The following is a 12,967-nucleotide window of genomic DNA, read 5'->3' as shown; positions in this document are numbered from 1 at the left end:
GACAGCGTATGAGAAGACATCGGTTCGGCGTGGCCGTGGCCGCGGCACTGATGAGTGTGGGGGTGCTGGTCAGCGGTTGCTCGACGGCGAACACCGTCACCGGCGACCAGGCGGTACCTACGCAGGACAACCCGTGGGAGGTGGCGGGCGCGACCTCGAGCGAGGGGCCGAGCGGCCCGCGCCCGGGTGTGCCCGACACCGACAAGAAGGCCGAGAACACCGACAACGGTGCCATCGACAAGCTCGCGATGAACGCGATCGCCGATATCGAAGAGTACTGGCAGGGGGAGTATTCCAAGACTTTCCGCGGCGACTTCAAGCCCGCCTCGAAGTACATCTCCTGGTCGGCGCGGGCCTCGGAGGCCGAGTCGGTGGAGTTCTGCTTCGGCAGCACCTACAAGCTGGTCAATGCCGCGTACTGCCCGCTCAACCACACCATCGGCTGGGACCGTGAGGTGCTGTTGCCGCTGCTGGTCGACAAGTACAAAGAGATGTCGGTGGTGATGGTGCTGGCCCACGAGTACGGGCACGCCATCCAGGCGCAGGCCGACCTGCTGCGCGGCTTCCTGATGGACGGCCTGGTGAAGGAACAGCAGGCCGACTGCCTGGCCGGTGTGTTCCTCCGCCATGTGGCCGAAGGCAATTCGAAGCACTTCACCCTCAACACCACCGACGGCCTCAACGGCGTCCTCGGCGCGACCGTCGCCGTGCGCGACCGCGACCCCAACGACCCCGACGCCATCCACGGCTCGGCGTTCGAGCGGGTCACCGCGGTGCAGATGGGTTACACCGACGGCGCCAAGGCGTGCAAGGCCATCGACAAGGACGAGATCGCCAAGCGCCGCGAAGGGCTGCCGGTCACCTTCGAGGAGGACGAGCGCGACAAGCAGCTGCCGGTGGACCAGGAAACGCTCAGCACGCTCGCCACTCAGCTCGGCAAGTCGATGCCGGTGCAGAACGTGCCGAAGTTCGACTACAGCGGCGTCACCCGCAACTGCGCGAAAACGACCACGACCGAACCGGTCTCGTACTGCCCGTCGTCCAACACCATCGGCACCGACGTGCCCGCCATGGCCGAGCGGGCCGGAGAAGGCGCGAGCGGTGAGGAGGAACCGCTGTCGGCGGTCGTCACCGGCGACTACAACGCCGCCGTGGTCTTCGTCTCCCGCTATGCCCTTGCGCTGCAACAGGATCGGCAGGTCTCGCTGACCGGCGCGGCCACCGCGGGCCTTCGCACGGCCTGCCTGTCGGGTGCGCTCACCACGAAACTCAGTGAGCCGGGCAGTGATCCGCGCCTGTCGGCGGGCGACCTCGACGAAGCGGTCTCCGGCCTGCTCGCCGACGGCCTGGCCGCCAGCGATGTCGACGGCAAGGTGGTGCCGAGCGGATACCAGCGCCTCGAGGCCTTCCGCACCGGCGTCCTGCAGGGCGAGCAGGTCTGCTGGACTCAGTTCGAGTAATCAGGAAACCGGCAGCGTTCGAAGGGAGCTGAGGGTGTTCGCCACCGCGCGGGCAGCCTCGGCTCCCTTCGTCACGAAGTGGTTGGTGTAGTAGTCCACGTGCTCGCTGTGCTCGTGGAAGTGGTGCGGGGTGAGCACCACCGAGAACACCGGCACATCGGTGTCGAGCTGCACGCGCATCAGCCCGTCGATCACCGCCGAGGCGACGAAGTCGTGGCGGTAGATGCCGCCGTCGACGACCAGGGCGGCGGCGACGATCGCCTCGTAGCGGCCGGTGGCGGCCAGGCGCTTGGCGTGCAGCGGGATCTCGAAGGCGCCCGGCACGTCGAACACCTCGACCACCGCCTGGTCGAAGCCCAGGTCGGCGTACTCGGCGAGGAAGCCCTCGTGTGCTTTGTTGACGATGGAACTGTGCCAGCTGGCGCGGATGAAGGCGACGGCGCCGGAAGTGGTGTTTCCCATGGTCGGAGTCTACTAGGCGATAAGTTACTTATCGGTAATATGGGTCGTGAGCCAGTCGACGACGTCGCCGATCACCTCGTCGCGCTCCGGTTCGTTGAAGACCTCGTGGTAGTAGCCCGCATAGCGGCGCACGGTCTTGTCGGCCGAGCCCGCGTCGCGTTCCAGCACGTCGGCGCTCGACGGCGCGGCGATCGCGTCGCCGGTGCCGTGCAGCACGAGCAGCGGTGCGGTGAGCGAACCGAGGCGCTGCTTCACCAGTTCGGTGTGGCGCAGGATCTCCACCGCTGTGCGCGCGGGCAGCTTCCCTCGGAACACCAGCGGATCGTTGTCGTAGGCGCGGACCACCTCGGGATCGCGGCTGATCTCCGACGAATCCAGTTTCAGCACACCGAGATTCGGGGCGAACCGGGTGAGCAGCGGCGCCGCCGCACGCTGCACCGGATTGCCGAGCGGGATGTCGAGCGGCGGTGCGGACACCACGACACCCGTCACGTCGACGGGCGCGCGGGTGGCCAGATGCAGGACGACGAGACTGCCCATCGAATGCCCGAGCAGGAAACGCGGCAGGCCGGGGTTGGCGGCACTGGCGATGTCGAGCAGGGCCGCCACATTGTCGGCGGCGGCATCCATCGAACCGATATTGGCCCGGTGACCCGCCGAGTGCCCGTGCCCGACGTGGTCGAGCGCGTACACCGCGAACCCGGCTTCGGCCAGCGCGGCACCGACGTATTCGTAGCGGCCGGAATGTTCGGCCACGCCGTGGACCAGTGTCACAACGGCACGTGGAGAGTCGGGTTGCCATGCGCGCCAGGCGATCCGCCCGCCGTTGCCCGCGAATTCACCGGTCTCGGTGGTCATTGCTGCGTTCCTGTCGGCTCGGGCGCTGTCCGGTCGGTGGACGCGGCCTGCTCTGGCCGGTCGCTCGGTGCGGCGAGCCGCTGGATCAGGCGCCGGTTGAATTCGATCAGCCGAGCGTAGTTGAGCCGCGAGATCCGTTCGTCGGTTCCGTGTATCCGCTCCAGGTCTTTGGCGTCGAGCACAATCGGCGCGAAATTACAGCGCGTTTCGACCAGATCGTCGTAGTGGCGCGAATCGGTGGCACCCGGCACCAGACCGGTGGTGGTGACGATGCCGGGCACCAGGCCCGTGGCGAGCTCGGCGATCAGTTCGTACGCGGGCCCGGGGCCGTCGACCCGTGATGGTTCGGAGGTGGGGCCGACGAGTTCGACCGTCACGCCGTCGTCGCCGATCACCCGGCGGCAGTGCGCGAGGACGGCCGCGACCGAATCACCGGGCAGGATACGGAAATTGACCAGCGCCTCCGCGCTCTGCGGCAGCACATTGGCCTTCACCCCACCCGCGATCACCGTGGGTGCCGTCGTCGTGCGCACGAGCGCTTCCGTGCTGGGAGCCAGCGCCATGATCCGGGTGAGCAGCGGTGCCGCGAGCCGCGACAGCACCTCGGAATCGGTGAGCCCGAGCAGCTTGCGGCGCGGTCCGGGCAGGGCCACGCGCATCCGGGCGAGCATGTCGGCGATCACCGGCGTCAGCCGCAACGGCATCGGCCGGTCCTGCACCCGGGCCACCGCGCGAGCCAGCCTGCCGACCGCGGTCTGGCGCCCGGGCATCGAGGAGTGCCCGCCGGTCGCGGTCACCGAAAGCCGCACCGTCGCGTAGCCCTTCTCGCCGAGCATGATGCTGGCGACCGGCCGGTCGACGCCGTCGGCGACCCCGTCGGTGATGACACCGCCCTCGTCGAGCAGCAGATCGGCCCGTACGCCGAGGTCGCGCAGGTGCCCGGCCATACGCACCGCGCCGCCGTCGCCGAACACCTCCTCGTCGTGACCGAAGGCCAGATAAACCGTGCGGGTCGGCCGGATTCCGTTCCGCAATGCCCACTCGACGGCCTCGAGAACGGCGAGTACCCGGCTCTTGTCGTCGATCGCGCCCCGGCCCCAGATGAACTCGTCGTCGACCACACCGGCGAACGGCGGATGGGTCCAGCGTTGCGGGTCGTCGGCCGGGACCACGTCCTGATGGGCCAGCAGAATCGCCGACACACCCTCCTCGACGCCCGGCCAGCGGTAGAGCCTGCTGCGGCCGAACACGGTGAGCTCGAGCTCGGCGTGGGTCAGCGGGAACGCGGCCTCGAGGTGCTCGGCCAGGCGGGCGAACTCGGCGTCGGCGCTGCGGGCGGGATCGTCGGCCGAGACAGTCGCGCAGCGCAGGGCCGCGGCCAGCCGTTCGGCCACCTCGTCGTCGGCACCGTCGGTGACGGGGGAGTGAGAACTGTTGTCGGTGATCGGGCGCACCTGCGCCATTCTCGCCGGACACGCAACGGAAAGTGCGGCGAATCGTCGCGAGTGTCATGCGGTCCGACCGGCGCGCGACGGTGCATCTAAGCTGAACACCATGGCAGGAGGCAAGGGCGGCAAGCCGTCGAAGGAAGCCAAGGCCGCGGCTAAAGCGGCCCGTAAGCAGGCATCACGCGAACGTCGTCAGCAGTTGTGGCAGGCGTTCAACATGCAGCGCAAGGAAGACAAGGCGCTGCTGCCGCTGATGATCGGCGCACTCGTGGCCACGACGGTGGTGTTCTTCGTCATCGGCCTGATCTTCGACATGCAGTGGTTCCTGCTGCCGCTCGGTCTGCTGCTCGGTGTGCTGTTCGCCTTCATCATCTTCGGGCGGCGCGTGCAGAAGAACGTCTACCGCAAGGCCGAGGGCCAGGCGGGCGCGGCGGCGTGGGTGCTGGAGAACCTGCAGGGCAAGTGGCGGGTCGCCAACGGCGTGGCCGCGACTACCCAGCTCGACGCGGTGCACCGCGTGATCGGTCTGCCGGGCGTCATCTTCGTCGCCGAGGGTTCGCCGCAGCGGGTCAAGTCGCTCATCGCGCAGGAGAAGAAGCGCACCGGGCGCCTCATCGGTGACACCCCCATCTACGAGGTGATCGTCGGCAACGAGGAAGGCCAGACCCCGCTCAAGGACCTGCAGAAATTCCTCACCAAGCTGCCGCGCAACATCGACGTCAAGCGGATCGACCAGATCGAGGGCAGGCTCTCGGCCCTCAGCTCCCGCAGCGGCGGTCCCGCGATGCCGAAGGGCCCGATGCCCCCCGGCGCGAAGATGAAGGGCATGCAGCGCGCCATCCGTCGCCGCTGACCCACCCCGTCGCGAGCCCGTCACCGTGCAAGGTGATGGGCTCGCCGCTTTTCAGGCCTGGGACGTGCGTCCGGTCAGCAGCCACAGCACACGGTCGTAGGCCAGCAGGTGATAGCCGACGAGGACAGCCGCCGAGATCAGCGCCAGCCGGGGCAACGCCGCTGCCCACAGGGCCGCGGCCCCGCCGAACAGCACAGCGAGCTCGACCCCGAGCCGCACCGGACCAGGGACCGGCACCGGCGCGTCACCGCTGCGGCTCGGGTCGTCGGGGACCGCGAGCGTGCCCCACAGCACAGCCGCCGCGACCGGCAGCACCACGACGAGCAGATATCGCCACGGAGAATCGAAGGCACGCCAGCCGAACACCCCGAACGAGGTGATGGCGATCAGTTCGAGCAGAAAACGTACGGCCAACAGGGCCGGATTCAGTGACACGGCCTGATCGTATGGCCGCGCCGCACGCCGCGCGCTCGATCAGCGGGCGTTGACCAGGGCGGTGCCGGTGGCCTGGTCGTGCATGCCGCGGCCGTCGGCATCGGTGAACAGGGCGGGCACCACGAAGAACACCAGCACCTGCCGGGCCAGCGCGCGCACGAACCCGACCGGCACCGGCGCGTCGATCCGCGCCACCCGCATCCGCAGGAAGTACTGGCCGGGAGTGAACCCGAACAGCGTCACCGCGAGCACACCGATCACGAACCACACCAGCAGCGGCACCGACGACGACGCGAAACTGCCGGTGATGACGGCCGCGATGCCCACCGCGATGAACCAGTCGACGAACAGCGCCACCACCCGCCGCCACGTCGGGGCCAGCGAGCCCGCGCCCTCGCGAGGCAACCCGTAGAGCTCGCCGGGGTAACCCGCTGTCTCGTCGTCGCCTTCGGTGGGATTGCCCGAGAGCCAAGTGCCGGTGATGCGCGCCATGAGTTCCAGGATAGAGCCGGGTCAGGGGCGGCTACCGACCGCATTGACGGAGGTCACGTGAGCGCGCGCGGGTGAAGATGGCAGGATTGGGCCTGCAGGTCGCGCCCGGATGGCAGACATCACCGTCGCCCGGCATGCGCGTAACACTGGCGAAACACAGCCTTGACTGTAGGGAAACACCGCGTCCATAACGTCAGGTCGCGACGAACCCACGCATCGTGACGGGCTGGGAACCGATCCGTAAGGAGAACAAGTGACGTTCAGCACGGCCGAAGAGGTCATCCAGTACATCAAGGAACAGGACATCGAGTACGTCGATATCCGTTTCTCGGACCTTCCCGGCGTCCAGCAGCACTTCTCGATCCCGGCCAAGGCGTTCACCGCCGACCTGGCCGAAGAGGGTCTCGCGTTCGACGGTTCCTCGGTGCGTGGCTTCCAGTCGATCGACGAGTCGGACATGCTCCTGCTCCCCGACTTCAGCACCGCCCGGATCGACCCGTTCCGTGCCGCGAAGACGCTCAACCTGAACTTCTTCGTGCACGACCCGTTCACTCGTGAGGCATACTCCCGCGACCCGCGCAACATCGCGCGCAAGGCGGAGGAGTACCTGCGTTCGACCGGTATCGCCGACACCGCGTACTTCGGTGCCGAGGCCGAGTTCTACATCTTCGACGGCATCCGCTACGGCTCGGGCATGAACGGCTCGTTCTACGAGATCGAGTCGATCTCGGGCTCGTGGAACACCGGCAACGAGTTCAACCCGGACGGCAGCCGCAACCTCGGCTACAAGGTCCGCAACAAGGGCGGTTACTTCCCCGTCGCCCCGTACGACCACTACGTCGACCTGCGCGACAAGATCTCGACCAACCTGCAGAACGCGGGCTTCGAGCTCGAGCGCGGCCACCACGAGGTCGGCACCGCCGGTCAGGCCGAGATCAACTACAAGTTCGGCACCCTGCTGGGCGCTGCGGACGACCTGCAGCTGTTCAAGTACATCGTGAAGAACACCGCGTGGCAGGAAGGCAAGTCTGTCACCTTCATGCCGAAACCCCTCTTCGGTGACAACGGCTCGGGCATGCACGTGCACCAGTCGCTGTGGAAGGACGGCAAGCCGCTGTTCCACGACGAGGCCGGCTACGGCGGCCTGTCGGATCTGGCGCGTCACTACATCGGCGGCATCCTGCACCACGCCCCGTCGCTGCTGGCGTTCACCAACCCGACCGTCAACTCCTACCACCGTCTGGTGCCGGGCTACGAGGCCCCCATCAACCTGGTGTACTCGCAGCGCAACCGCTCGGCTGCCGTGCGTATCCCGGTGACGGGCAACAACCCGAAGGCCAAGCGCATCGAGTTCCGCGCGCCCGACTCCTCGGGTAACCCGTACCTGGCCTTCGCCGCCATGATGATGGCCGGCCTGGACGGCATCAAGAACAAGATCGAGCCGCTGGCTCCGGTCGACAAGGACCTCTACGAGCTGCCGCCCGAGGAGGCCAAGAACATCCCGCAGGCCCCCACCAGCCTCGCGACGGTCATCGACCGCCTCGAGCAGGATCACGACTACCTCACCGAAGGCAACGTCTTCACCGAGGACCTGATCGAGACCTGGATCCAGCTCAAGCGCGACAACGAAATCGCGCCGGTGAACCTGCGTCCGCACCCGTACGAGTTCGAGCTCTACTACGACGTGTAAGCCTGACCTGTGCGAACGGGCCTGATCGGCCCGTTCGGTCCGCAGCTGGTACGCAGTTCGAAAGTCCCCTCCGGCACCGTCGGAGGGGACTTTCGTCTGTGGTGGTCAGCCGCCGGTGAGCCCGGTCGATTGTGCGCCCCCGGATGTCGGGGCTGGACGGGGTGGGCGGTAGCGGTCATAGTGCTCGGGTGCGATGGGGTGTTGTGGTGGCTCGGGCCGTGGTCGGCGTGGCGTTGGTGTTCGGTGTCGCGGCGGCGCCGGTGTCGGCGGATGAGCCACCGATCGAGGTCGAGTTCAGCTGGACCCAGGAGTATTTCACCGCTGCCGATGGCACTCGGTTGCATGCGGATGTGTTGCGGCCCGCTGGGTTGGCGGCCGACGCCCGCACCCCTGTTCTGCTGACGGCGAGTCCGTACCGTGCGCACCTGGCGTACCTGAGCGTGCCGCGCCCGGGTGGTGGCCCGTCGACGGAGAATCTGCCGGTCGAGTGGGCGCTGCGCGCGGGGTACACCTATGTGATCGTGGACTTGCGCGGCTTCGGCGGGTCCAACGGCTGTCCGGATTACGGCGGGCCGGGGGAGCGCTCGGATGTGGTCGCGGCGGTCGAGTGGGCGGCGAGCAGGCCGTGGTCGACCGGCCGGGTCGGCATGGTCGGCACCTCGTATGAGGGCTGGACCGGGATGATGGCGCTGGCCGAGAAGCCGAAGGGGCTCGCGGCGGTCGCGGCGTTCGCGCCGGTCGTCGACCCGTATTCGTACCTGTACATGCAGGGCACCTCGTGGAAGTTCGGCGGCAAACCGCTGACCGAGGACGGTGTGCGCCCCGCCGACATGGCAGGCGGTGAGCATCTGGCCATCGCGTCGACCCCCGGACACTGGGCCGACAGCGACGAGTACAAAGCCAACGCCGTCCAGATGACCCAGGCCTGCGCGGACAGCTACCTCGGGCTCACCATGAACCACAACGGCTCCGACCCCGGCTGGCGGGAGCGCGACATGGTCGAGGACCTGCGTGGCAACACCACCCCGCTGTTCCTCGGCCAGGGTTTCCTCGACGCCAATACCCGCGCCGACCGGGTCATCGAGGCCTGGGAAGCGCGGGGCCCGGGCGAGCATCGCGCCTGGTTCGGACAGTGGGGCCACTCCGATTGCCGGGAGAAGTGCGGCACACCACATTTCGCCGCCGAACTGTACGCATTCCTGGACCGGCACGTGGCCGGCGCCGACGTCGAGGTGCCCGGCCCGCCGGTCACCGTCGGCCAGTTCGACGGTGGGTGGCGCAGCGAAGACGTGTGGCCGCCGGTCGACACGCGCCGCACGACGGTCCAGTTGCGCACCGGAACCTATGTCGATCGTGGTCTGCTGCCCGGCGCCGACCGGGAGATCTGGTCCATCTCGGATCCGGTCACCCAGCCGGTGCACCTGGCGGGCCGCCCCACCGCGTCCCTGACGCTGTCCGGCCCGCCCGAGGCGACGGTCGCGCTCGAGCTGTACGACATCGCCCCCGACGGCCGCGCCACGGTGATGAGCCGGGGGATCGCCCCGGTTCGCACCGAAACCCAGGTCCGGCTGTTGTGGCAGGACGCGCGGTTGGCTGTCGGGCATCGGTTGGGTGTGCGCATCACCGATGTGGTCGACGACGTGTGGTCGCATACCCCGACCAATGCGCGGGTCACCGTCGAGGCGGCCCGGGTGGAACTGCCGTTGCTCACCGCCGTCCGCGAGCTGAACCTGTCCGGTGGTGTGCCGACCTGGCATGCGCGGTGGCGCGGTGCCGAAACCGTGGAACTCGGGCAGGCGCTGTTGAACGATCCGGCCCTGCGGGTCGAACTGCCTGCTTAAACCTGCTGGGAGACAGCCTTTTCCGAGCCCTCGAGCACGCGGATGACCTGGTCGGGATGGGTCAGCTGCGGGTAGTGTCCGGCACCGGCGATGGTGGTGACCCGGTGGGCGGTCGGCTGCGTCAGCGGGTCGTCGGCACCGACGACGATGTCGACCGGAACCCGGACCTCGGCGAGTTTCGCGGCCAGGTCGGCACGGTATCGGTCCTTGCGTACCGACCGCATGATCGCGAACGTACGCTGAGCCACCCCGGTGCGCCGCAAGCCCGCGACCGCCGATTCGATGGCCGCGCCATTCGGAATACCCAGGCGCGCGGCCAGTTTCGCGGCCGGAAGCCGCTTCGCGACAGCGGCAGCCAGCGGTGAAGCGGTAACCCACGGCAGCTGTGACTGGAGGAACCACGGTGCGATCAGCACCAGTCGCGAAACCCGATCCGGATGGCGCAGCGCGTATTCGACGGCGGCGCCGGTGCCGAGGGAGTGTCCGACGAGCACGGGCGTGCTGCGTACCGGTGCGAGCAGGTCATCGATCCACTCGGCTGTCGACATGTCCGACGCGGCCGAGCGGCCGAGTCCGGGCATGTCCGCGGCGAGGACCGAACCGTCCAGCGCATCGGCGAGATCAGCCCATGAATCGCTGTCGAGCGGAATGCCGTGCAGCAGCACATAATCTGGGTCGGCATGATCGCCACTCAGCCATGTTCCCGTGCGGAAACCGGCTGCCCGCGTCGTCTCCACGGCACCGTTACGAGTCGCGACGATCCGGTCGGTATAGGACCGCAGGAGATCGCCGACCGGTGGCTGCGTGATACCCAGCCGTGCGGCGACTTCGTCGCTGGCCGAGGTGTCGTATCGGTCGCTGCTGATGAACGACAGCGTCTCGGGATCGGTCTGGGTGAGTGCCCGTGGCAGCCGCCGCAAGATTTCGGCAGGGACGGTGAAGCGCGGCGCGCGGACATGCAAGTGATCGGCGACGAGGCGGATCAGCTCGGGAAGATTCGGGGTCGTGGCGTCGAGGACGGGGTAGGAACGTCCCTCTGTGTCAGGCAGGGTGGGCAGCCCGATGATGAAACGGGTCAGGTAGTCCAGGTCGACGACCGGGATGAACGTGTCGGCCGACCCCGGCAGCACGGGCAACTTTCCGCGCCATAGCAAGTCGATCAGGTCGGCGAGCCCGAAGAACTGACCTGGACCGACCGCGCTGGACGGGTTGGCGAAAGTCAAAGGAATGTTCTTGTCGGCAGCCACTTTTCGTAGCAGCGCGTCGGCCTCGACCTTCGAAGCCTCGTAGGCGCCGGAACGGTAGTCGGTGTGCCCGGCCTCGGCGCGATATCCGGTGATGTGCACGATTCTGCGTAGATCAGGTTGCCGCGCCGCCCATTCCAGTACGTGCAGGGCGCCGTCGAGATTGACCCGACGCGCCACGTCGGCATCGAGTCCGAACTTCATCAACGCGGCCGCGTTGTACACATCGCGTACCCCTTCGATCGAGTCACCCAATGCCAAATCAGGTTCGGCGATATCGGTCGTGGTGATCGTCAGACCGTCGGTGTCCACGCCCTGCTCGACCAGCCACGTGGACAGGCGCTGCTCACTGCCGGCGCGCAAGGCTGCCGTGACGGTGTGCCCCGTGTGCAGCAATTCCGCGACCAGTGAGCGGCCGATGAATCCGGCCGCCCCGAAAACGATCGAATCGGTATGAACCATGGTGTCCTACTTTCAGTAGACCGATTGGCATATTTTGTGGGGATAGAAGAGCCCCGCTGCGGGCGCTGCGGGGTCAGACGAGGAGGTCGATGGTGTCGGCCAGCTGATCGAGAGGGCGACGATCGCGGTGTGCTCTGGCCAGCACCAATCCGCCCTCGATCAGGGCGAGCGCCGCCGTGGCGAGGCGTTCGGGCTCGGGGTGGCCGAACGCGGTCAGTCGCTCCCGGATGGCGTCTTCCCAGAGGCGGTAGGTGGCCGAACAAGTCTGTTGCACAGCATCATTGGTCGACGCGGTATCCAATGCCACTGCCGCCACCGGGCAGCCGATGGTCCAGTCGGAGGCCTCGAGTTGATCCCCGAGCAGCCGGAGCATGGTGTGGGCGAATTCCCGCGCGTCGGCAGCCTCGATAGTGCGGATCAACTGCGCCATCTCGGTGCCGCTGTCGGTGAGTGCCGCCGAGATCAGTTCGTCCTTACCGCCGGGGAAGTGAAAATACAGCGACCCGCGTGGCGCTCCACTGTCCTCGACGATCTGCTTGAGTCCGGTGCCGAAGTAGCCGCGCGATTCGATCAGCGACCGGGTGGTCCTGATCAGCTTGCACCGGGTTTCGGCTCCTTTTGCACCCACGAGACAAAACTAGACCGGTCAACATATTTTCGCAAGGTCAGCCTGCCGTGAGCAACTCGGCGGCTTCAGCGCAGAGGCGCGCGATGGTTTCGGCGACCGGTTCCACATGCGTGACCAGCCCGACGCTCTGACCCGCGTCGACCGGCGCGATCCGTGGATCGTCGGCGGCAATGGCCGCGCGCAGGTCATCGACACCGGGCGGGTTCTCGTCACCCTCGGCCCTGGTCCACGGATCGGTGAATTCGTTGCGCAGCACCCGCGCCGGATAGATCGGCGGCCACGGCAGGTCGAGTGCCTCGTCGAATTCGGTGGTCACCACGGTGCTGGTGGAGTCGGCGGCGAGCATGGCCCGCCGCGCGTTCTCGCCCAGCAGCGACTCCTCGGCGGCGGCTAGACAGGTACCGAGCCACGCGCCCGACGCCCCGGCGGCCAGTACCGCGGCCAGTGTCCGTCCGGAACCGATACCGCCCGCGGCGAGCACCGGCACGCTCGCGATGTCGAGCACCGCGTCGAGCAGCGGCATGAGCGCCAGCCGGTCGGCGCCGTGCCCGCCGCCTTCGCTGCCGCGCGCGACGATCACGTCGACGCCCGCCTCCTGTGCCCGATGTGCGCCGGGGACGTCGTAGACCTGCGTGATCGCGAGAATGCCTGCCGCTTGGACCTCGGGCACCCAGGAGAAGTCCGTTCCGAAGCTGATCGACAGTGCACGTGGCCGAGCGGCGAGGGCGGTGTCGAGCAGGTCGGCTTCGCGTGTGCGTACCCAGTCGACCAGCCCGATGCCCACCGGGGCACCGCCTGCCTCGCTCAGTTCGCGGCGCAGTGCCTGCGCCGAACCGGCACTGCCCATCCCGATCATGCCGAGTCCACCCGTCTCGCACACGGCTGCCGCGAGCCGTCCACCCGCCGCGCCGCCCATCGGTGCGTTCACGATCGGGACCCGCAGACCGAGCGAGCGCGACCATGCGGTGGACAGGACCGGATCGGGGGTCATCGGCGCGGCTCCTCTCGTCCCGGACGGGCGCCGGGCGCGGCAGTTCCCATCATGACAGCCCGAATGAACGCGACCTGTCGGTCATGGCGCGTATGTTCGACGG

The 12,967-nt window shown here is 67.9% G+C and carries 12 protein-coding genes; 4 read left to right on the top strand and 8 right to left on the bottom strand.

From position 1 onward, the window contains the following. The first annotated feature begins 8 nt into the window (after positions 1-8). The gene (locus ACSVDM_RS05390) at positions 9-1,460 is read left to right on the top strand and encodes a metallopeptidase (RefSeq protein ID WP_439263285.1); all 1,452 of its coding nucleotides are present in this window, start codon (positions 9-11) and stop codon (positions 1,458-1,460) included. Here ACSVDM_RS05390 and ACSVDM_RS05385 read toward each other — a convergent pair whose 3' ends face one another. The 3 genes from ACSVDM_RS05385 to ACSVDM_RS05375 are packed head-to-tail and all read right to left on the bottom strand — an operon-like array spanning position 1,461 to position 4,234. Next, on the bottom strand, positions 1,461-1,922 hold the full coding sequence (locus ACSVDM_RS05385) for a 6,7-dimethyl-8-ribityllumazine synthase (RefSeq protein ID WP_439263283.1): 462 nt from the start codon (positions 1,920-1,922) through the stop codon (positions 1,461-1,463). A gap of 24 nt (positions 1,923-1,946) precedes the next feature. Then, the gene (locus ACSVDM_RS05380) at positions 1,947-2,780 is read right to left on the bottom strand and encodes an alpha/beta hydrolase (RefSeq protein WP_439263281.1); all 834 of its coding nucleotides are present in this window, start codon (positions 2,778-2,780) and stop codon (positions 1,947-1,949) included. Continuing rightward, positions 2,777-4,234 (bottom strand): M20/M25/M40 family metallo-hydrolase, encoded by a 1,458-nt coding sequence (locus ACSVDM_RS05375; RefSeq protein ID WP_439263279.1) that lies wholly within the window; start codon positions 4,232-4,234, stop codon positions 2,777-2,779. The genes ACSVDM_RS05380 and ACSVDM_RS05375 overlap by 4 nt, the downstream gene beginning before the upstream one ends. Before the next feature lie 100 nt (positions 4,235-4,334). On the opposite strand from ACSVDM_RS05375, the gene ACSVDM_RS05370 reads away from it, so the two are divergent. Then, positions 4,335-5,081 (top strand): DUF4191 domain-containing protein, encoded by a 747-nt coding sequence (locus ACSVDM_RS05370; RefSeq protein WP_067487348.1) that lies wholly within the window; start codon positions 4,335-4,337, stop codon positions 5,079-5,081. Between the two features lie 51 nt (positions 5,082-5,132). On the opposite strand, the gene ACSVDM_RS05365 is transcribed toward ACSVDM_RS05370, so the two are convergent. Further along, entirely contained in the window at positions 5,133-5,516 is a 384-nt protein-coding gene (locus ACSVDM_RS05365; RefSeq protein WP_067487351.1) for a YrdB family protein, read from the bottom strand. 39 nt (positions 5,517-5,555) lie between these two features. After that, positions 5,556-6,008 (bottom strand): RDD family protein, encoded by a 453-nt coding sequence (locus tag ACSVDM_RS05360; RefSeq protein WP_067487354.1) that lies wholly within the window; start codon positions 6,006-6,008, stop codon positions 5,556-5,558. Between the two features lie 253 nt (positions 6,009-6,261). Here ACSVDM_RS05360 and glnA point away from each other — a divergent pair, with 253 nt between their 5' ends. Further along, positions 6,262-7,698 (top strand): type I glutamate--ammonia ligase, encoded by a 1,437-nt coding sequence (gene glnA / locus ACSVDM_RS05355; RefSeq protein ID WP_067642193.1) that lies wholly within the window; start codon positions 6,262-6,264, stop codon positions 7,696-7,698. Positions 7,699-7,886: 188 nt separating this feature from the next. Continuing rightward, positions 7,887-9,539, top strand: coding sequence for a CocE/NonD family hydrolase (locus ACSVDM_RS05350; RefSeq protein ID WP_439263276.1), 1,653 nt, complete (start codon positions 7,887-7,889; stop codon positions 9,537-9,539). On the opposite strand, the gene ACSVDM_RS05345 is transcribed toward ACSVDM_RS05350, so the two are convergent. From ACSVDM_RS05345 to ACSVDM_RS05335, 3 genes are all read right to left on the bottom strand, one after another. After that, on the bottom strand, positions 9,536-11,245 hold the full coding sequence (locus ACSVDM_RS05345) for an alpha/beta fold hydrolase (protein WP_439263274.1): 1,710 nt from the start codon (positions 11,243-11,245) through the stop codon (positions 9,536-9,538). The genes ACSVDM_RS05350 and ACSVDM_RS05345 overlap by 4 nt on opposite strands. 73 nt (positions 11,246-11,318) lie before the next feature. Then, positions 11,319-11,873 (bottom strand): TetR/AcrR family transcriptional regulator, encoded by a 555-nt coding sequence (locus tag ACSVDM_RS05340; protein ID WP_439263272.1) that lies wholly within the window; start codon positions 11,871-11,873, stop codon positions 11,319-11,321. Between the two features lie 37 nt (positions 11,874-11,910). Continuing rightward, the gene (locus ACSVDM_RS05335) at positions 11,911-12,864 is read right to left on the bottom strand and encodes an NAD(P)H-dependent flavin oxidoreductase (protein WP_439263270.1); all 954 of its coding nucleotides are present in this window, start codon (positions 12,862-12,864) and stop codon (positions 11,911-11,913) included. Between the last annotated feature and the right edge of the window lie 103 nt (positions 12,865-12,967).

The sequence above is a fragment of the Nocardia sp. JW2 genome, from assembly GCF_051843015.1.
Classification (GTDB): Bacteria; Actinomycetota; Actinomycetes; order Mycobacteriales; family Mycobacteriaceae; genus Nocardia; species Nocardia coubleae.
The sequence above is the reverse complement of the archived record's forward strand: the minus strand, read 5'-3'. Positions and strand labels throughout refer to the sequence as shown.